Origin of the sequence: Flavobacterium sp. (assembly GCF_049318325.1) — a bacterium.
Taxonomy (GTDB): domain Bacteria; phylum Bacteroidota; class Bacteroidia; order Flavobacteriales; family Flavobacteriaceae; genus Flavobacterium.
This window is the reverse complement of sequence record NZ_JBMOGQ010000035.1, coordinates 1-19,357: the sequence shown is the minus strand read 5'-3', so window position 1 is coordinate 19,357 and position 19,357 is coordinate 1. Positions and strand designations below refer to the sequence as shown.

The 19,357-nt window shown below is 29.0% G+C and carries 15 protein-coding genes; 11 read left to right on the top strand and 4 right to left on the bottom strand.

Features of this window, described 5'->3' with window-relative positions; translation table 11 throughout:
- Positions 1-1,104: 1,104 nt before the first annotated feature.
- On the bottom strand, positions 1,105-1,935 hold the full coding sequence (locus tag ACOYLP_RS05075; protein WP_422855098.1) for a hypothetical protein: 831 nt from the start codon (positions 1,933-1,935) through the stop codon (positions 1,105-1,107).
- Between the two features lie 715 nt (positions 1,936-2,650).
- Here ACOYLP_RS05075 and ACOYLP_RS05070 point away from each other — a divergent pair.
- The 7 genes from ACOYLP_RS05070 (at position 2,651) to ACOYLP_RS05040 (ending at position 10,638) form a co-directional block, all read left to right on the top strand.
- Positions 2,651-5,191 (top strand): PAS domain S-box protein, encoded by a 2,541-nt coding sequence (locus ACOYLP_RS05070; protein WP_422855097.1) that lies wholly within the window; start codon positions 2,651-2,653, stop codon positions 5,189-5,191.
- Between the two features lie 4 nt (positions 5,192-5,195).
- Positions 5,196-5,591 carry a response regulator gene (locus tag ACOYLP_RS05065; protein WP_422855096.1) on the top strand — a complete coding sequence of 132 codons (396 nt, stop codon included), beginning with the start codon at positions 5,196-5,198 and terminating at the stop codon, positions 5,589-5,591.
- Between the two features lie 328 nt (positions 5,592-5,919).
- Positions 5,920-6,336, top strand: coding sequence for a response regulator (locus tag ACOYLP_RS05060; RefSeq protein ID WP_422855095.1), 417 nt, complete (start codon positions 5,920-5,922; stop codon positions 6,334-6,336).
- A 4-nt stretch (positions 6,337-6,340) separates the two neighbouring features.
- A complete protein-coding gene (locus ACOYLP_RS05055) occupies positions 6,341-6,883 on the top strand; it encodes a heme NO-binding domain-containing protein (RefSeq protein WP_422855094.1) in 543 nt (180 codons plus the stop codon).
- Between the two features lie 5 nt (positions 6,884-6,888).
- A complete protein-coding gene (locus ACOYLP_RS05050; RefSeq protein WP_422855093.1) occupies positions 6,889-9,594 on the top strand; it encodes a PAS domain S-box protein in 2,706 nt (901 codons plus the stop codon).
- Positions 9,581-9,898, top strand: coding sequence for an Hpt domain-containing protein (locus tag ACOYLP_RS05045; RefSeq protein ID WP_422855092.1), 318 nt, complete (start codon positions 9,581-9,583; stop codon positions 9,896-9,898). The genes ACOYLP_RS05050 and ACOYLP_RS05045 overlap by 14 nt, the downstream gene beginning before the upstream one ends.
- A gap of 8 nt (positions 9,899-9,906) precedes the next feature.
- Positions 9,907-10,638, top strand: a complete 732-nt coding sequence (locus ACOYLP_RS05040; protein WP_422855091.1) for a LytR/AlgR family response regulator transcription factor — start codon at positions 9,907-9,909, stop codon at positions 10,636-10,638.
- A 68-nt stretch (positions 10,639-10,706) separates the two neighbouring features.
- Here ACOYLP_RS05040 and ACOYLP_RS05035 read toward each other — a convergent pair whose 3' ends face one another.
- Both ACOYLP_RS05035 and ACOYLP_RS05030 read right to left on the bottom strand, forming a co-directional pair.
- Positions 10,707-10,910, bottom strand: a complete 204-nt coding sequence (locus tag ACOYLP_RS05035) for a hypothetical protein (RefSeq protein ID WP_422855090.1) — start codon at positions 10,908-10,910, stop codon at positions 10,707-10,709.
- Between the two features lie 89 nt (positions 10,911-10,999).
- The gene (locus ACOYLP_RS05030; protein WP_422855089.1) at positions 11,000-12,589 is read right to left on the bottom strand and encodes a peptide chain release factor 3; all 1,590 of its coding nucleotides are present in this window, start codon (positions 12,587-12,589) and stop codon (positions 11,000-11,002) included.
- Positions 12,590-12,817: 228 nt separating this feature from the next.
- On the opposite strand from ACOYLP_RS05030, the gene ACOYLP_RS05025 reads away from it, so the two are divergent.
- The 4 genes from ACOYLP_RS05025 to ACOYLP_RS05010 are packed head-to-tail and all read left to right on the top strand — an operon-like array spanning position 12,818 to position 18,028.
- On the top strand, positions 12,818-14,782 hold the full coding sequence (locus ACOYLP_RS05025; protein WP_422855088.1) for a peptidylprolyl isomerase: 1,965 nt from the start codon (positions 12,818-12,820) through the stop codon (positions 14,780-14,782).
- Position 14,783: 1 nt separating this feature from the next.
- Entirely contained in the window at positions 14,784-15,632 is an 849-nt protein-coding gene (locus ACOYLP_RS05020) for a hypothetical protein (RefSeq protein WP_422855087.1), read from the top strand.
- On the top strand, positions 15,595-17,022 hold the full coding sequence (locus ACOYLP_RS05015) for a foldase protein PrsA (protein WP_422855099.1): 1,428 nt from the start codon (positions 15,595-15,597) through the stop codon (positions 17,020-17,022). Before ACOYLP_RS05020 ends, ACOYLP_RS05015 begins: the two co-directional genes overlap by 38 nt.
- 52 nt (positions 17,023-17,074) lie before the next feature.
- Positions 17,075-18,028 (top strand): AAA family ATPase, encoded by a 954-nt coding sequence (locus tag ACOYLP_RS05010; RefSeq protein WP_422855086.1) that lies wholly within the window; start codon positions 17,075-17,077, stop codon positions 18,026-18,028.
- Here the strand turns inward: ACOYLP_RS05010 and ACOYLP_RS05005 are convergent.
- Entirely contained in the window at positions 18,020-19,159 is a 1,140-nt protein-coding gene (locus ACOYLP_RS05005) for a hypothetical protein (protein ID WP_422855085.1), read from the bottom strand. The two genes, ACOYLP_RS05010 and ACOYLP_RS05005, sit on opposite strands and share 9 nt — an antisense overlap.
- Positions 19,160-19,357: the final 198 nt, after the last annotated feature.

Genomic DNA, 19,357 nt, shown 5'->3' with positions numbered 1-19,357 from the left:
AGACGAATAAAAAGAAATAGTTTTTTTAATTATGTTGTCTAAGTCCCTACCGAAAGGTGGGGACTTTTTTTTGTTATTGAAGTTGGTAATTAGGTCTGTTGGGATTAATTAATTCAGAATATTTTATTAATAACTTATTTGTTAGAAATTTACATTCAATTAGGCCAAAAATATGAGTTTGAGATTGGTCGTTCCCGATAGTTCGGATTTACTTCCTCAGTTCGCTAAGCTCGTTTGCAATTTGTTCGCCATTTAGAGAACTAGCTATGCAAAATTCGGTTAGTCCTGACAGGTTTTAAAAACTTGGTATGTCTTTTTAAGTTTTTAAGTTTACTTTGCGTATTAATGTGAAAATTGGTTGGCAAAGTCGCAGAGTTGCAAAGAATATTTTTATTAATAACTTATTTGGCGGAGATTTACATTCAATTAGGTCAAAAATGTGAGTCTGAGCTTGGCCGTTCTCGATAGTGTGGGTTTACTTCCTCAGTTCGCTAAGCTCGCGTGCAATTCATTCGGCTATAGCGAACTGGCGACACAATATTCGGATTAAATGACAGGCTTTAAAACTTGGTAGATCTAATTAAGTTTTAAAGTTTGCTTTGCGCCTTAATGTAAAAATTGGTTAGTAAAGTCGCAGAGTTGTAAAGAATATTTTTATTAATAACTTATTGGGTGGAAATTTATATTCAATTAAAGTAAAAAATGTAAGTCTGATTTTTCGCCGGCCCTGAGAATCACCATGTGTCGAAGACCAAAAAGGAATACATTTAGGTACTTCCTTCGTTAGATAAGCCAAGATTAATTTAACGATTGGTTTGAATTAGCCATAAATATAATAATTTACCTAACGGGAACTGGTAAGGTCAAGGTTAAGGTTAAGGATAAGGATAAGGTTAAGGTTAAGGAGTATGGTTACATCTTACAAGTTGTGTTTGGTAAGTTTTTGTATTTAGTTAAACTATGTTTATGTAATATACAGCATAAAACTCCAAGGTTTTTTTTAAATAATTTGACACCTAAAACTAAAACAAAATGTTTCGGTTTTAGGTGTCAAATAAAAATTAAAAAACCAACTTCAAAAATAATATTTGAAGAGTAATTACTTTAATAGAGCCATTTTTTGGAGACAATATTCCCATTATCAGAAATGGCTTTTACAATCATTGGTTGATTATTAACATATAGATTTGATATTAATAATTCATTTGAATTTACGTTTTTGTTATTGTATAACATTTTACCATCAATACTAAAAAGAGCAACATTTACTAAAACAGTATTTCCTGAATTAATTATAATACTACCATTGCTTTTGCTCACAACAAGATCACTAACTCTAAAGGTATTGTCAGCTACATCAAGTGTATTATTATAAACTACTCTAAAACGATTATTATAAGTCCCAGGTGTTGCTGAAAATGAATAGTTGGTGGTTTTTAAATTAACATAATTGTTTGTATCAACATCATATATGTAAACAGGTTGATTTGGGTCTAAAAAAAGACCGTCCATGTGATCAATAGCTAAAGTAAAAGTTCCAGAAATACTTGTTTCAAAACTCAAAGGCATCATGCTTGAACTTGAAAAAGGAAATCCTCTGAATTGTATAGCATAACGATCATTATTTATTAGAGTAGTTAATGAGATAGCTCCATTATTAAAAAATGCGCCATCTAATCCAGCATCTACTCCGTCAGTTGCGCCTGTTCTATATCCAATTAATGTTTGTGAAAAAGTATCAGCTGGTCCAGTTACATTTAACCAAACACGGTGTCTTTCTATAGTTGTAGACGATGCCTTAGAAGACATCCCAGCAGCGCTCATATGAAGAGAGCCAATAATAAATAGCAATACAACAGTTATTTTAGTTATGCTATTGAAGCGAAATTCTTTTTTACTTGTTTTCATAGTGTAATAGGTTAAGTTGTTTGACATGATTTGGGTTAAAAATCTGATACAAATATCTACAAGGTTTTTTGTTAATTTAAAAAAATTCGACAAGTTGAGTTCATTTATTAGTTAAAAGGTTAAATATATTAGTTAAAAGGCATAATATCGACATAAATAATAAAATAATCGACAAAATACACACTTTTATCACCTTTCAACATAAAAATTAATTTAAAAATGAAAATATAATTAAATAAACGGTATCTTTTTTAAAGATAAAATCGACAAAATGCTATTTTGATTAGACGAAGCAAAAAGAATGTACAGTTGTTGAAAAAAAAGTAAGAAAAAAATATCTAGACCTACAGGACCAATTATAAAATGATGGTATAAAAAAGTATCCTTTTAATTAAACTCAAATTATGGTATGAATAATTTAATTATAAAGCTACTTTTTATTTTTTGTTAATAGTAATTTGCTTATCTATCGCTAATCACTAAAAAAATCGATTATATTACAATTATAATCGATGAAATGCATTATAAATTAATATATTAAATTATAACTTATAATGTATTACAGTCAGTTATTTAAAAAACAAATAAAAATAGTACTACATTAATTAACTTATTCAAGCTAAAAAATACCATATATCTTATAATATATACACCTTAACTTGTTAAATATACTTTTCGTCATAATAATACATTTGTCACGGATTATTATAGGTAAATTTGGTTTAACCATACTTTAATAATAATGCTTACTAATTTTGATCTTTTAGAATACCACCCATTTGCATCTATTGTTTTAGATTTAGATGGTAAAATTGTGTTCAGTAATAAAAAAACAAAATTATTACTTCAGGAAATTACCTCTAAAGAAGATATTGAAGAGATTAAATCATTATTTCCGCTTTTTACTTTTCATGAGACAATTCAAAATCATTCTGTAGTTGATAAACAAGGAAATTCAGTTACTTATCAAACTGAAACCACCAAATATGAAAATGGTTTTTATATAGTTTTCATACAAAAAATAATAAAAAATATTGCTATTAGTAAAAGAAAGCAAGTTTTAATTGAACAACGATATAAAGTTTTTGAAGATTTTATTAATACTATAAAAGAAGGAGTTCTTGTTTTCGATAGTAACGGGAGACTCCAATTTACAAATAAAAAAGCAAATAATTTACTAGGAATAACTAAGGTAAGCTCTAAAAATAGACTAGTTTGGGAGTTGATTGATTATTTTAATGACGAAATTGATTGGAAGAAAAACATCGAACTATTGTCTTCTCAAAAAATAATTAAATTTATTTTAAATAGGAAAAATAATTATTATCAATTTGAAATTCAAAAAAAGAATTATGAAAACCAATTTTTTTATCTTTTTATTGTAAATAATATTACCAAAAAAGTTAAAGATACCCTTATAATAAAGGATCAACTTCATGAAATTGATTTTTATCACAACAATTTTCCTGCAGCTTTTTTTCAACTAAAAGTTAATAGTATTGAAGAAACCTATTTTGAATATATTAGTGAATCATTCGAGAAAATTTTTGGAGTACGATTAGTCACTAATCAGCCTAATTGGGGCAATAAACTATTACTACATGAAGATGATGTAAAGACTTTTAAAGAAACAAAAAACAAAGCTATTCAAAATCGTACACAATTTAACTATAGTGGTAGAATTGTTCTGAATGACGGAAAAATAACTTGGTTTGAAGTAAATGCTATTCCAATTGTTAGGAATAAAACAGTTACTTTTAAGGGTATTATACAAAACATTACGGAACGTAAAAATGCGGAAATTGATTTAAATGAAAAAAGGTTTTTTAATGATACTGTATTGTATAATATTCCTGCTGATATTGCATTTTTTGACAAAGATCACAATTATTTATTTATAAATCCTAAAGGAATAACTAATGAAACTACACGAAATTGGCTCATTGGTAAAAATGATTTTGATTATTGTAAAATGAAAGGGATTGATGATACCTTGGCTACTATTAGAAGAGGCTATTTTGACCAAGCTGTAAAAACAAGAAAACAAGTAGATTGGGTTGATGAAACAAATAAAGAGGGAAAGAAAACGTATATATTAAGACGTTTTCATCCAATTTTTAATGAAAACAAATTTATCAATATGATTGGTTATGGAATAGATATTTCAGAACTTAAAAACTTGCAATTAAAATTAGATGATACTCAACATCAAAAAGAACTAATTCTTAAATCATCTCAAATTGGAATTGTTATTATTGAGAATGATTGGTCAGTAACTTTTTGGAATCCACAAGCAGAAAAAATATTTGGTTGGAAATCTGATGAAGTAATGGGTAATAATTTATCGCTTATTATTTTTCCAAAAATTGAAAAAGTAAAATATGACATTCGTGATTACTTCAAAAAAAATAAAGGTCAATCAGAAAACAAAAAAAACTTTGAGTTTACAGCAATTACAAAAGAAAAGAATGAAATTACAATAGAACTTACAATTGTAAACGCTGATGATAATAAAATAAGCCCTAAATTTATTGTTTTTATAAATGATGTAACTGAAAGAAAAAGTAGAGAAAGGGAAATTCAATTTCAAAACGATATGTTGATCAAGCAAAATAAAGAGCTTGAACAATTTAATTTTGTTACTTCACATGATTTGCAAGAACCTTTGACATCATTAATTGGTTATTCAAATATGCTAAAAGAAGACTATTTTGATAAACTTGATGACGAAGGCAAATTGTTCTTGGATTTTATTAGTAATTCGGCCATTAGAATGCGGAGTTTAATTTCTGGTTTGCTAGAGTATAATCGAATATATAAAAATAAAGAAACCGATATTTATGATTTTAATGAATTGATTTCAGAGGTTATAGATGATTTGCATTCATCTATATTAAATAGGAGAGCAATAATTACATATGATAATTTACCAACTATAAAATGCTATCCTGTATTTTGCAGACAATTACTTCAGAATCTTATTAGTAATGCCATAAAATTTAGTAAGAAATCGACAAGGTCTAAAATAAATATTTCAGCAAAAGAAACTAGGGAAAAATGGATCTTCTCAGTTAAAGATAATGGCATAGGAATAGAAGAAAAATATTTTGAGCAGATTTTTATTATCTTTAGAAGAATAAATAATAAAGACGATTATCAAGGAAATGGAATAGGATTAGCACATTGTAAAAAAATAGTTGAGATCCACAACGGAGAAATATGGGTTAACTCAACCCCTAATGTAGGTAGTACATTTTATTTTACTATAAATAAAAACATTTAATACCATGAATAAAAATACCATAGTTTTAGTTGATGATGATTTAACAATTAATTATTTCCATAAAAGATTGTTAAAAATATATTTTGATCAAGAATGTATACAAACGTGTTTCAATGGGAAACAAGCTATAGACACTTTATTGAGCCTAAATGAGAAATTGGATAAAGATGACAATGTTACTGTTTTGTTAGATTTAAACATGCCAGTAATGAATGGATGGGAATTTTTGGCTGAATTTCATAGTTTTAAAACAGAATTGAAGTTTAATTGTTCAATATATATAATTACTTCTTCGATAAATCCTGAAGACAAAAAACATGGAGTTTCCGACTTTAATGTTGTGAATTTTTTCAACAAACCTTTGTCTAAAAGTGATGTTGATTTAATATTTAATAAATAATTAAAATCCACTTAATTATTTTAATTGTTATTGGTATAAAATTCGAGCTATTTTATAATTTACTTTTGAAATCATATAATATAAGTAATTGATAAGTTCTTTTTCAATTTCTGTTGCAGTTTAAACTTGGACTGTATTATTAAATTGGCGTTATATTTTTTAAATGAAATGCATATAGCCAACTTAATTAAACAAAAAAATAAAATCAAAAAGCTTTTTTTAAAATTATTAATCTAAAAAAATATTTTTTTGGATTATCCTTGATGTTTAAATTATTTTAAGGTAGTTTTTTTCTTTATATTTGATAAAAATAGATAATGAATTAATAATGAATAATTTATTGAATATACTCTTGATTGAAGATGATTCTCTCGAAATAATGAAATTTAATCGTGTTATTAATAGTTTTGAAAAAAAACATACGATTTTAGTAGCTCGTAATGGAGAAGAAGCAATAGATTTATTAAATACAAAAAGACAAGTTATTAATCTAATTGTTTTAGATTTAAATATGCCCAAAATTAATGGTATAGATTTTTTAAAGTTTATAAAGAAAGACAATAAATTTCGTTTCATACCTGCAGTTATATTAACTACATCCAATAATTCTAAAGACATATTAGAATGTTATGAAATAGGTATTGCTGGCTATATGTTAAAACCTTTAAAATATGAGGATTATGTTGTGTGTATTGAAAATCTAATGAACTATTGGTCAATAAACAAATTAATAAGTCAAAATTAAGTTTATGTATGGTATCATTAACAAAGCAATTGAGGAACTAGTAATTTCTAATTTTGGCAAAGATAAATGGGAAATAATTCTGGCAAAAAGCGGTATCGACCATAGTTTTTTTATTAGTAACGATACATATGATGATGCTATAACATACCAACTTGCGAAAACAATTTCTCAAGAAATGAAAATGAGTATAGAAGATGTAATGATTGCTTTTGGTGAATGGTGGGTTGTAAAAACTACTCGAGATAAATACAGTGGGATGATGCAAACAGGTGGTTCTAACTTAAAACAATTTTTGATTAATTTACCAGTCTTTCATAATAGAATTATGTTGCATTATCCTAAATTGACACCTCCAGAATTTAAAGTTAGCCATATTGAAGAAAGAGATCTTTGCTTACATTATTTTTCAAAAAGGGAAGGATTGCAAGAATTTGTTAGAGGTTTAATTCAAGGATTAGGAATTATCTATTCTACCGAAACCAAAATAGAATTATTAAAATCTAGGTCAGCCGGTTCAGATCACGAAATTTTTAAAATAAGCTGTTAACAGTTATGGAACAAATAGAATTTAATTTCAGAAAAGATACTTTTAGTAAAATATTCCCTTTTTATATTTTATTAGATACTAATTTGTGTATTAAAAGCTATGGCAATAGTATTCCTAAAATTATTCCAGAATTAAAAAAAACGTTATTTAAAGATAACTTTTCTATCTCTAGACCTCATATTGAAGAATATTCAATAAATCAATTTAATACTATAATTAATCAACTGGTTATATTAAAATCAAATTACATAGATGAAACTATTCTTAGAGGCCAATTTGAAATTATTGACGAAGGTTATCTTTTTGTTGGATCCCCATGGTTTGTTTCTATAGATGAGGTTGTTCAAAAAAATCTATCTATAAATGATTTTGCTTTTCATGATTCATTGCTAGATATACTAAACGTTTCTAAAAATTACGAAATCAACTATAACGATTTGAAAGAATTGTTAAAGACTGTAAACGATCAGAGAAATATTCTTAAAAAAGATAAAGAAGAATTAAACAAATTATCACTAGTAGCTAGTGCGAATAAGAATGGAGTTGTCATATTTGATACTAAAGGAATTATATCTTGGTGTAATGATGCTTATCTAAATATAGTAGGCTTACCTTTAAATAAAATTATTGGTAGTTCTATTCATGATTTTGAACCAAATAAACGATATGATCCTTTAGAAATAGAAAGTATTTTAAACGAATTTGAAAAAGGTGTAATATTTAATAATGAAAAAACCACCATTTCTCCAGATGGAAAAAAAATATGGTTTAAAACTATTAAGCAACCTGTAAGAGATGCAGATGGTAAAATATTAAATTACTTTGCGATTATAGAAGATGTTACATCCGAAAAAGAAAAAGAAGAAAAATTATTATTACTATCCTCATTAGCTGAGAAAAATATTAGTGCCATTATTATATGTGATAATTTAGGTGAAATAGAATGGGTGAATGACAGTTTTGTAGAATTGACAGAATATACTAGAGAAGATGTGTTGGGCAAAAAATTATACAACATATTAAAGGGTCCAAAAACTAGTGTAGAAACTTTGGAGTTCATAAAAAATCAAATTATTAATGGCTCAGAAATCAACACTGAAATTATTAATTATAAAAAATCAAAAACTCACTTTTGGTCTAAGTTAAGAGGAAGAGCTATAACTAATGATAAAGGAGACGTTTTAAAATATTTTACTTCTCAAGAAGACATCTCCTTTGAAAAAGAACATAGACAACATCTTATTGAATCGGAAAACCGACTTTATTCATTAATTAAAAATTTTCAATCGGGTATTTTATTAGAAGATGTAAACAGGAAAATACAACTTGTGAATAAAAAATTCTGTGAAATTTTTGGTATAGATATAGACCCTGAGTTAATGCAAGGTTTTGATTGTTCCGACTCGGCAGAACAAACTAAATCACAATTTAAGAACCCTGATGTTTTTATTAAAAGATTAAAAACTATTTTAAAAGAGCAAAAATTGGTTATTGCAGAAGAAATAGAAATGGCTGACGGAAGAATACTCGAAAGGAGTTACATACCAATTCTAAAAGATAAAAAATATGATGGCCATTTATGGAATTATGTAGATGTAACCATCAAAAAAAGATACGACCAAAGCTTAGAAATAGAAAAAACAAAGTACAGTAGCATTATTGATAATATGAATATGGGTTTGTTGGAAGTTGATAATAAAGATATTATACAATTAGCCAATCAATCTTTTTGCTTAATGAGTGGGTATAAAAAATCAGAGTTGATAGGTAAAAATGCATCAACGATTTTTTTAGATAAAATGAATAAAAAAATAATTAAAAATAAGTTACTAGATAGAACAATCAAGAGTGTTGCAGATTCATATGAAATAGATATAAAAAATAAATCAAAAGAAATAAGGCATTGGATGATTAGTGGTGCGCCTAATTATAATTTGAATGGAGAAGTTATAGGAAGCATCGGAATTCATTTGGATATTACAGAAAAGAAAAAATTAGAAATTCAAAAGGAAGAATTATTATTAAAACTAGAAAAACAAAATGAAAGTTTAAATGATTATGCTCATATGATATCTCATGATTTAAAATCTCCGTTAAGAAGTATTCACACACTTATTTCTTGGATAAAAGAAGAAAAAGATATGTTGTTTACTGAAAACGGGAAAAAATATATGGACATGCTAGTTGAGAAAGTTGAGAAAATGGACAACTTAATTGATGGAGTATTAACGATTTCTAAACTTGATACGACTGCATATAAATATCAAGAAGTTGATTTAAATGAAATACTTAATATCATAATTGCTATTATACACATCCCAAGTCATGTAACTATAGAAATAACGAATAAATTCCCTACTATTTATACTGATAAATACAGAATACAACAGTTATTTCAAAACCTAATAAGCAATGCTGTTAATTATAGTAATAAAAAAGCAGGAATAGTCACTATTACATATAAAGATATTGATGATTTTCATTTGTTTTCTATAACAGACAATGGTATCGGAATAGAAAAATCATATCATGAGAAAATATTTGATATTTTTGAATCATATTCTGATGACTCAAAATCTTCTGGAATAGGATTGTCAATAGTAAAAAAGATAATTGAAAATTACAAAGGTGAAATATGGTTGGAAAGTGAGTTAAATAAAGGAACTACATTTTATTTTAAAATACCAAAAGTAAATAATGGATCAACCTAACTTAGATTACATTCTAAAACTTTCGGCTAAAAGCGATACGTTTAAACAAAAAATGATTGACATCCTAAAATATGAATTACCTTTGGAAATGGATGCCTATTATAACTGCTTACGTTTAAACAAAATTAAAGAAGCATCAGAACTTGTCCATAAAATAAAACATAAAATAGCTGTTTATGGTATGGAAAATAGTTTTTATATTGCTCAAGAATATGAAAATAACCTGAGAGAAGGAAAAATAGAATTACAAAAAGAATTTGAAGAAACATTAATTTTAATTCGTGACTTTACAAATCTACTATAATTAAAAGAATGAAATGTATTATTATTGATGATGAGATAATGGCTAGAGCTATTATTAGAGAATTGATTACTTCTAGAACAGAACATGTTGTAGAGGCAGAATTTGATAGCGCTATAGAAGCTATTAAATACTTAAATAAGAAAAAAGTTGATTTAATATTTCTAGATATTCACATGCCCGATTTTAATGGGTTTGATTTTATTGATTCTTTAAAACATAATGTTAAAATTGTTTTAATTACATCTGATAAAGAATTTGCTATAACTGCATTTGAGTATGATAATGTTGTCGATTATTTAGTTAAACCAATCTCAGAAGAACGATTTGACAAAGCAATAAAAAAAATAAACAACATAAATATTGACAACATAAATACTACTAATTTAATTACAAAAAGAAATAACCCAGAAAAAATAAGTCAAGATTTAGAATCATCATTTTATATTAACATTGGCAAACGTTTAATTAAAATTGACACTAATTCCATATTATATTTTCAAGCTAAAGGTGATTACGTAACAATAAAAACGGAATCTAATAATTACGTAATGCATAATACACTCAAGAAAATTGAAAATAAATTGCCTGCAGGCATGTTTTTTAAATCACATCGCTCTTATTTGATTAATACCAAAAAAATAATTGACATTGAAGAAAATACAGTATTAATCGGAAAAGATGTTGTTCCGGTTAGCCGACGAAATCGTCCACAACTAATGAAAAGTTTGAAGTTATTATAAAAAGCTTATTAAAAAATAAAACCCTATTTAAATTTAATTAAATAGGGTTTTTTATTGAAGTTTTATATTTAAACTATTTTTTTATTTTTTCTATAAGTATAAATCACAAATGATATACCCAAAATAGCTAATACCATTAATTGACCATTAATTGGTGCAACAGGCACTGGATCCTCACCACCTAAACCGCCGCTGCCATCATCCTCCCCAGGACCCTGAGCAAAGGCAACAAAATTTGAAAATAACACAATAGTCAATACGTAGAATTTCATAAGTTTTTTCATATCAAAAAAATAATCTGACAACAAAAGTAATAATCATTTTTATAAGTAAAAAAAAATAGCATGTTAATTTATGTTAATTAATCAAATTCAGATGTAAAAAACAATTTCACAGTCGAAAACTTACTTTGTGTCATTTGTATGGTGAATTCAGAATCAGCTAAAAAAACCAATTGGCCATATTTATCGTGCGCTAGGAATTTTTGCTTAATTCTTTTAAACTCTTTAAATTCTTCACTTTTTGGGTCATCGGGCTTTACCCAACACGCTTTGTGAACAGGAAAATTTTCATAACTGCATTTAGCGCCATACTCATGTTCCAATCGATATTGAATTACTTCGTATTGTAGTGCGCCAACAGTTCCAATAATTTTTCTGTTATTCATTTCCAATGTGAACAATTGCGCCACACCTTCATCCATCAACTGGTCAATTCCTTTGTCTAATTGTTTAGCCTTTAATGGATCAGCATTATTAATATATCTAAAATGTTCTGGTGAAAAACTTGGAATTCCTTTAAAACTGATTATTTCACCTTCAGTTAAGGTGTCGCCAATTTTAAAATTACCGGTATCATGTAAACCAACAATGTCTCCAGGAAAAGAGATGTCTACAATTTCCTTTTTCTCTGCAAAAAAAGCATTCGGACTAGAGAATTTTAAATTCTTGTTGAGCCTTACGTGCATATAGGGTTTGTTTCGTTCAAATGTTCCTGAAACAATTTTTACAAATGCCAGTCTATCACGGTGCTTTGGATCCATATTAGCATGAATTTTGAAAACAAATCCTGCCATTTTTTCTTCTTCAGGTTTTACTAAACGTGTTTCTGATTCTTTTGCTCTAGGCGCTGGTGCGATTTCAACAAAACAATCTAGCAATTCTCGTACACCAAAATTATTCAACGCGGAACCAAAAAATACAGGTTGTAAATTTCCGGCAAGGTATTCATCTCTGTCAAACGCTGGATATACTTCTGAAATTAATTCAAGTTCATCTCGAAGTTTTACCGCAGGTTTTTCGCCAATTATTTTTTCCAATTCCGGACTTTCAATATCAGAAAATGCAATGGTGACTTCTATGTTTTTGCGGCTGTCACCACTAAAAAGGTTGATATTTTGTTCCCAAATGTTATAAATACCCTGAAAATCATAACCCATTCCAATAGGAAAACTCAAAGGCGTCACGTTCAATCCTAATTTTTGTTCTACTTCATCCATCAAATCAAAGGCATCTTTCCCTTCTCGATCCAACTTATTAATAAAAACGATAATCGGAATGTGTCGCATTCTACAAACAGAAACTAATTTTTCGGTTTGTTCCTCAACACCTTTTGCAACGTCGATTACCACAATGACACTATCAACTGCAGTCAATGTTCTAAAGGTGTCTTCTGCAAAATCTTTGTGTCCTGGTGTGTCTAGAATGTTTATTTTTTTTCCTTTATAATTAAATGCTAAAACAGATGTCGATACCGAGATTCCTCTTTGACGTTCAATTTCCATAAAATCGGAAGTCGCTCCTTTTTTAATTTTATTATTTTTAACTGCGCCAGCTTCCTGAATAGCGCCTCCAAATAATAATAACTTCTCTGTAAGTGTCGTTTTTCCGGCATCGGGATGCGAAATAATTCCAAAGGTTCTGCGACGTTGTATCTCTTTTAAAAAGCTCATGATTTTTATAAATTGGTTGCAAAAATACTATTATTTACCGATTATTTCTTCATACTTCCCTTTTCAAATCTTTCAATAGTTTTATTGTGTTAATAAAATTTTGTTAATACTAGTCATGATAGTTGTGTAATGTGTTTGAATTGTTAATTTTGTTGATTGTTACGTTGCTTTCCTTAAGTAAATTTGGAGAGGTAATAAACATATAATTTAATCAAAATTTTTAATCGAATGAGTTTTAAACAGTTTTTTTTCGGGTTGTTCTTTTTAATATCATTTGCAAGTAATGCGCAAACCAATCCAAAGGAAGTTTTGTTCACCATTAATGAAAAACCTTATTATACAGATGAATTCTCAAGGATTTATAAAAAGAATTTAGATTTGGTAAAAGATAATTCTCAAAAGGATTTAAATCAATATTTAGAACTTTTTGTTGGATATAAATTAAAAGTAAATAAGGCCTATAAGCTTGGTTTACAAAATGGTACACAATATCAAAATGAGTTAAAATCATATAGAACTCAATTAGCCAAGAACTATTTTAACGATACCAAAATCACTCAGGAGCTCTTAGAGGAAGGCTATAACCGACTTCAAAAAGAAATCAGAGCTTCACATATTCTTATTTTAGTAGATGAAAATGCCTCTGCGGAAGACACTTTGAAGGCCTACAAAAAAATGGAAGAAATCAGTAAAAGAGCGGTAGCCGGAGAAAATTTTGATAACTTGGCGGTTCAATTTTCGGAAGACCCATCTGCCAAAGAAAACAAAGGTGATTTGAGTTATTTTACAGCTTTCAGAATGGTTTACCCATTTGAAAATGCAGCTTATAAAACGCCAAAAGGTAAAATCTCTAAAATAATCAGAACTCGTTTTGGATATCATATTTTAAAAATTACTGATATAAGAGCCAATCGTGGAGAAATTACGGTGGCTCACATTATGATTTTAAAACCAAAACCAGAAGAAAAGGATAAAGATGCTGAAAAGACCATCAACGAAATTTATCAAAAAATTCAGCAGGGAGAAAAATTTGAAGATTTGGCCAAACAATTTTCAGATGATAAATCTTCATCCTCTAAAGGCGGACAGTTGAATAAATTTGGTTCAGGACAATTAAGTTCTGAAGAATTTGAAAATGCAGCTTTTTCACTTGCAAATCCAAATGATATTTCAAAACCATTTCAATCTGAATTCGGTTGGCATATTGTTAAGTTGATAGAAAAACATCCTATAAAATCTATGGATGAAATGAAAAATGAGTTAGAAACTAAAATTGGTAAAGACGATAGATCTAAAAAAATTACGGCTTCTTTAAACGAAAAACTCAGAAAAAAATATATTTATAAAAGAGATGACAAACAATATAGTTTAATTTCAAAATTGGTTACCAATGATTTCTACGACTCAAAATGGAAACTTCCGGAAAACATAACAGACTATTCAGCTACTTTACTATCTATCAATTCAAAGAAAATAAATGGAAAAGCATTCCTGGATTATATAGAAAAACAACAAAAAGCAGGTTTAAAAGTTAAGCCATTATCAAAGTTAGTTGATGCATTATATGGTAATTTTTTAGACGAACAATTGACTGCTTACTATGATGAAAATTTAGAAACCGAGTTTCCTGATTTTGCTAATGTGATGGAAGAATATCGTGATGGATTATTACTTTTTGATTTGATGGAAAAAGAAATTTGGGATCGTGCTAAAACCGATACCATTGGTTTGAAAACCTTTTATGATGAACATAAAATGGAGCACATGTGGAAAAAAAGAGTTGATGTGACAATTGCCTCATCTACTAAACAGGATATAATTAAAAAAGCGTATTCTCTTTTGAAGAAGAAGGAAAAACCACAAGATATAAAAGACAAGTTAAACGTTGATAATGTAATCAATGTGATGATGAATAGTGGTGTTTTTGAAGAAGAAAGTGATGCTTTGCCAAAAACAATGAAATATGATGTTGGTGTTTCAGATGTTTTCAGAGAAGGGGAGTATTATTTTGTAACCAAAGTAGATAAGGTAATTCCGGCTGGAGTCAAAACTCTTGAGGAGTGTAAAGGGAAGCTTATTAACGAATACCAACAATATTTGGAACTACGTTGGGTAGATGATTTAAAAAGTGAATTTACAATCAAAATCAATAATGATGCTTTTGAACATGTAAAAAAACAGCTAAACCCATAAAATGATTCGATATAGTTTTTTTCTGTTTTTTTTAATGGTTTGTTCCTGTAATTATTTCAAACCGGAAAAAAAAGCGCAGTCAATTGCTAGAGTAGGTAAGAGTTATTTGTACAAAAGTGATATTGCTACATTAGTTCCTGCCGGAACTACAAAAGAAGATAGTTTGCTTTTGGTTCGAGATTTTATTGATCGTTGGGCTAGTCAAAAATTATTGATTGAAGCGGCCGAGAGAAATCTTAGCGATGCAAAAAAGAGAGAATACAACACATTAATTAAGCAGTATAAAATCGATTTATATACCAAAGCTTACATCGAAGAAGTTGTTAAAAGGGCTGTTGATACGTTTGTAAGTCAGGAAGAATTAAAAAAATATTACGAAGAGAATAAAGAGAATTTTAGGACTAACGGAACATTAGTTCGATTACGATATATCAATGTTTCAAAAAACAATCCGCGTTTTGGAACTATAAGAAGTAAGTTCTTTGATTATTCTAAAAAGGATAAAAAGTTTTGGGAAACCTATGCTTTACAATGCAATAGTTTTGCTATGAATGACAGTGTTTGGGTTGATATGAGTCAGGTCTATACAAAGCTCCCTTTTATTACGCCGGATAACAGAGATGAATTAGTGATTGCAGGAAAAAGAATAGAAAAAACAGCTAAAAATAATGTGTATCTTGTAAAAATCACTAACGTGATTGACAAAAATCAAATCTCACCATTTGAATTCAGTAAGCCCACGTTGAAAGAAGTACTGTTGAATAAAAGAAAATTAGAATTGATAAAGAAATTTGAAAAAGACATCACCAATGATGCCATTAAAAACAATGATTATGAAATATACAAATAGCAAATTTACTGCTGTAATTACAGCCATATTTTGCACAGTAGGTTTTGCCAATGCTCAAGAAATAATTAAAGATACAGTTAAAACTAAACCTGTAGTAAGTTCTTTTAAAAAGCAAAAAGTTGATGGTGTTATTGCAACAGTAGGCGATTATATTATACTTGATTCAGATATTGATAAAACCTACTTAGAGTTGTCAAGTCAGGGAAATTCCATAAAAGATATTACTCGTTGTCAGATGTTAGGTAAATTGTTGGAAGACAAATTATATGCTCACCAAGCCGTTCAAGATAGCATCATTGTTAAAGATGAAGAAATCAAAGAAAAACTGAATGAGCAAGTAAATTATATGGTTGAGCAATTGGGTTCGATGGATAAAGTGGTGCAATATTTCAAAAAGAGTAACGAAGATGAATTCAGAAATGAATTATTTGACATAATTAAAACGAATAAATTGGGAGCCGAAATGCAGAAGAAAATTATTGATGGTGTCGAGATCACTCCAGAAGAAACACGTAACTTCTTTAAATCTATTCCAACAAGTGATTTGCCTGTTTTTGGTGCCGAAATGGAAGTAGCGCAAATTGTAGTAGCTCCCAAAATTTCGGAAGAAGAAAAACAAAGAGTTATAAACAGATTAAAAGAAATAAAAGCAGAAGTGTTGGCAGGAGCAAGTTTCAAGACAAGAGCTGTTATTTATTCTGATGATAGAGGTTCAGCTTCTAGCGGTGGATTCTATAAAATCAACAGAAAAACCCAATTTGTTAAAGAATTTAAAGATGTTGCATTTTCATTGGGCGAAGGAGAAATTTCTGATCCGTTTGAAACAGAATATGGTTATCACATCATTATGGTTGAAAAAATAAAAGGTCAAGAGGTAGAATTAAGGCATATCTTAATGATGCCAAAGGTTTCGGATCAAGCTTTGAAAGACGCTAAAGAAAAAATACTGACCATAAAAAGAAAAATTGAAAACGATGAAATTACTTTTGCTGAGGCAGCAAGAACAATGTCTGATGAAAAGGAAACTCGAGCTAATGGTGGCGTTTTGATTAATCCTAAAACACAGGATACTCACTTTGAATTAACCAAAATGGATCCAAGTTTGTATAGCGAAGTTTCTAATTTGAAAGATAAAGCGGTAACACCTCCGATTTTAGATGATGACCCAAGAAGTGGTAAAAAATATAAAATCATTACTGTAACCGACAGAATAGATCAACATACTGCTGATTATGCCAGAGATTATGTAAAAATAAAAGATTTGGCTCTGAAAGAAAAACAAATCAAAGCTATTGGCAAATGGACAGACGAAAAAATTAAAGAAACCTATATTAAAATTAATGGTGAGTATAAAGATTGTACTTTCACCAATAATTGGTTAAAAAAATAATAAATATTGATTATTGAATTCTTAATTCCTCAATCCTAATTCCTTAATAAAGATGTCAGACGTAGCCGCCATTCAAAATTTAGTTCTGAAAAGAACTGAACTTAAAAAAGAAATCGCTAAAATAATTGTAGGTCAAGACGATGTTGTAGAGCAAATTTTGCTCAGTATATTTTCGGGTGGACACGCGCTGTTAGTTGGTGTTCCCGGCTTGGCAAAAACATTGATGGTGAATACAATATCACAAGCATTAGGATTAGATTTTAAAAGAATACAATTCACACCCGATCTGATGCCATCCGATATTTTAGGAAGTGAAATTCTAGACGAAAGTCGTAATTTTAAATTCATAAAAGGTCCCATATTTGCCAACATTATTTTGGCCGATGAGATCAACAGAACGCCACCAAAAACTCAAGCTGCTTTGTTAGAAGCCATGCAAGAGCGTTCAGTTACTATTGCAGGTCAGAATTATAAATTAGATTTACCTTATTTTGTTTTAGCAACGCAAAACCCAATTGAGCAAGAAGGAACCTATCCTTTGCCAGAAGCACAATTAGACCGTTTTATGTTTGCTATCAAATTGGATTATCCGTCATTTGCAGAAGAAGTTGATGTGGTTAAATCGACAACATCAGATAATAAACCGATAATTAAACCACTATTTGTGGCGCAAGAAATTATAGATTTTCAGCATTTAATTCGTAGAATCCCGGTAGCAGATAATGTGATAGAATATGCGGTTACTTTGGTAAGCAAAACGCGTCCTAACAATCCGTTATCTAATGACTATATTAAGAATTATTTAGATTGGGGTGCCGGACCAAGAGCTTCGCAGAATTTGATTTTAGCAGCCAAAGCCAACGCAGCATTTAACGGAAAATTTTCACCAGATATTGAAGATGTAAAAGCGGTAGCCATCGGAATTCTGCGTCACAGAATTATAAAAAACTACAAAGCAGACGCTGAAGGAATCACAGAACAAATGATTATTGATAAATTACTTTAATCCTTTCTGAAGTAATTCATCCAATTCCTTATCGTAAAAGAACAAAAACATGCTTCCCATCATGTCTTGGCTTATTTGACTTGTGTTGTCAACATCCAATACAATTTCATACTCATGATTTCTGAAGAGCCATATGCCTTCTGCAGAAGAAAAAGGTTCGATGCTATTTAATCCGATTTTTCCTTTATGATTTGCAATTTTGCTTATAAAAATAGGCTTGTTTGTTGTTTTGTCAAACAATGAAATTTTGGTTGCAAATGGATGAACGTGAATTGCTGCAGCATGTAAACGCAAACTATCTTGTAGCTGTAATTGCTCATTTATAGTACTCCTATAGGTGTTTTTTCCAACTGGAATTACCCAATGACCGGAGAGTTTATTACCTTTTCCGTCATCATACGTATGGTTTTTGGTTTCAACAGGAATACACTGATTAGTTCCTGGGTCTAAGGGCGATTTAAAGGGGTTAGATTGATTAAACGGAAGCATAATAAAAGCCGTACGGCTCATCAATGGTTTCAAGTTTTTTTCTATTGAATAATTAATATCCACTTCATGACGCAACCAAAAATTAGCATTAATAAGATTGTGATTTAATGATTGAGTAGTAACATACAAGAATTCATTTCCTTTCATCGGAACGCCATAACCGTTGGGAAAACTAAAATTTTCCATTCCATGTGAAAGCGATGTCAATCGCGGATATTGTTTGCCAATTCGTTTGTTTAAATGTAAAGAACTATAATAGTTTACATCGTTAAAATCAACATTGGTATGGCAAATAAAATCATTGGATAACACTTTTAATGTTTTTGAATCTAATGCTTTAACATGAAATCCTGTCAGCCAAAGCAAAGTAGAATCTTGAGAAAGTTGCACATAATTTGAGGCTTTCGGACCTTCCATCGATTTGTAAATGCCATCAATATAAAACTCAGGCGAAATCATTCTATAGGTTTCAGATTTGTTTTCAACCTTCCAATTTGGATTTACAACACCTAATTTTTCAAACAAAAAAGATTTTAAAATTGCTTTATGGCGAGTGGGCAATTGCCAATACCAAATTCCGCCACCAATAAAAGAGAGCAAAATTAGAACTCCTAAAAATTTATATATCTTTGATTTTCTCATCGAAGTCAAATTTACAGTTTTATATGAACGATAGTAAACAAATAAGTGCAAAAAGATTTTTTGGGTTAGATTTTTTAAGAGCACTTTCTATAAGTTTATTATTATTTTCGCATTCGTCATGGATTTATAATTCGAGTGGAATTTTAGGAAAAATGCAAGACGCGAGTGGTTTTTTGGGTGTTGAATTGTTCATTGTCC

Coding starts and splice junctions, on each gene's coding strand:
- ACOYLP_RS05010 (WP_422855086.1), top strand. CDS start 17,075: ATGTCAGACGTAGCCGCCATTCAAAATTTAGTTCTGAAAAGAACTGAA.
- ACOYLP_RS05065 (WP_422855096.1), top strand. CDS start 5,196: ATGAATAAAAATACCATAGTTTTAGTTGATGATGATTTAACAATTAAT.
- ACOYLP_RS05075 (WP_422855098.1), bottom strand. CDS start 1,935: ATGTCAAACAACTTAACCTATTACACTATGAAAACAAGTAAAAAAGAA.
- ACOYLP_RS05060 (WP_422855095.1), top strand. CDS start 5,920: ATGAATAATTTATTGAATATACTCTTGATTGAAGATGATTCTCTCGAA.
- ACOYLP_RS05005 (WP_422855085.1), bottom strand. CDS start 19,159: ATGAGAAAATCAAAGATATATAAATTTTTAGGAGTTCTAATTTTGCTC.
- ACOYLP_RS05055 (WP_422855094.1), top strand. CDS start 6,341: ATGTATGGTATCATTAACAAAGCAATTGAGGAACTAGTAATTTCTAAT.
- ACOYLP_RS05025 (WP_422855088.1), top strand. CDS start 12,818: ATGAGTTTTAAACAGTTTTTTTTCGGGTTGTTCTTTTTAATATCATTT.
- ACOYLP_RS05045 (WP_422855092.1), top strand. CDS start 9,581: ATGGATCAACCTAACTTAGATTACATTCTAAAACTTTCGGCTAAAAGC.
- ACOYLP_RS05015 (WP_422855099.1), top strand. CDS start 15,595: ATGCCATTAAAAACAATGATTATGAAATATACAAATAGCAAATTTACT.
- ACOYLP_RS05070 (WP_422855097.1), top strand. CDS start 2,651: ATGCTTACTAATTTTGATCTTTTAGAATACCACCCATTTGCATCTATT.
- ACOYLP_RS05050 (WP_422855093.1), top strand. CDS start 6,889: ATGGAACAAATAGAATTTAATTTCAGAAAAGATACTTTTAGTAAAATA.
- ACOYLP_RS05020 (WP_422855087.1), top strand. CDS start 14,784: ATGATTCGATATAGTTTTTTTCTGTTTTTTTTAATGGTTTGTTCCTGT.
- ACOYLP_RS05040 (WP_422855091.1), top strand. CDS start 9,907: ATGAAATGTATTATTATTGATGATGAGATAATGGCTAGAGCTATTATT.
- ACOYLP_RS05030 (WP_422855089.1), bottom strand. CDS start 12,589: ATGAGCTTTTTAAAAGAGATACAACGTCGCAGAACCTTTGGAATTATT.
- ACOYLP_RS05035 (WP_422855090.1), bottom strand. CDS start 10,910: ATGAAATTCTACGTATTGACTATTGTGTTATTTTCAAATTTTGTTGCC.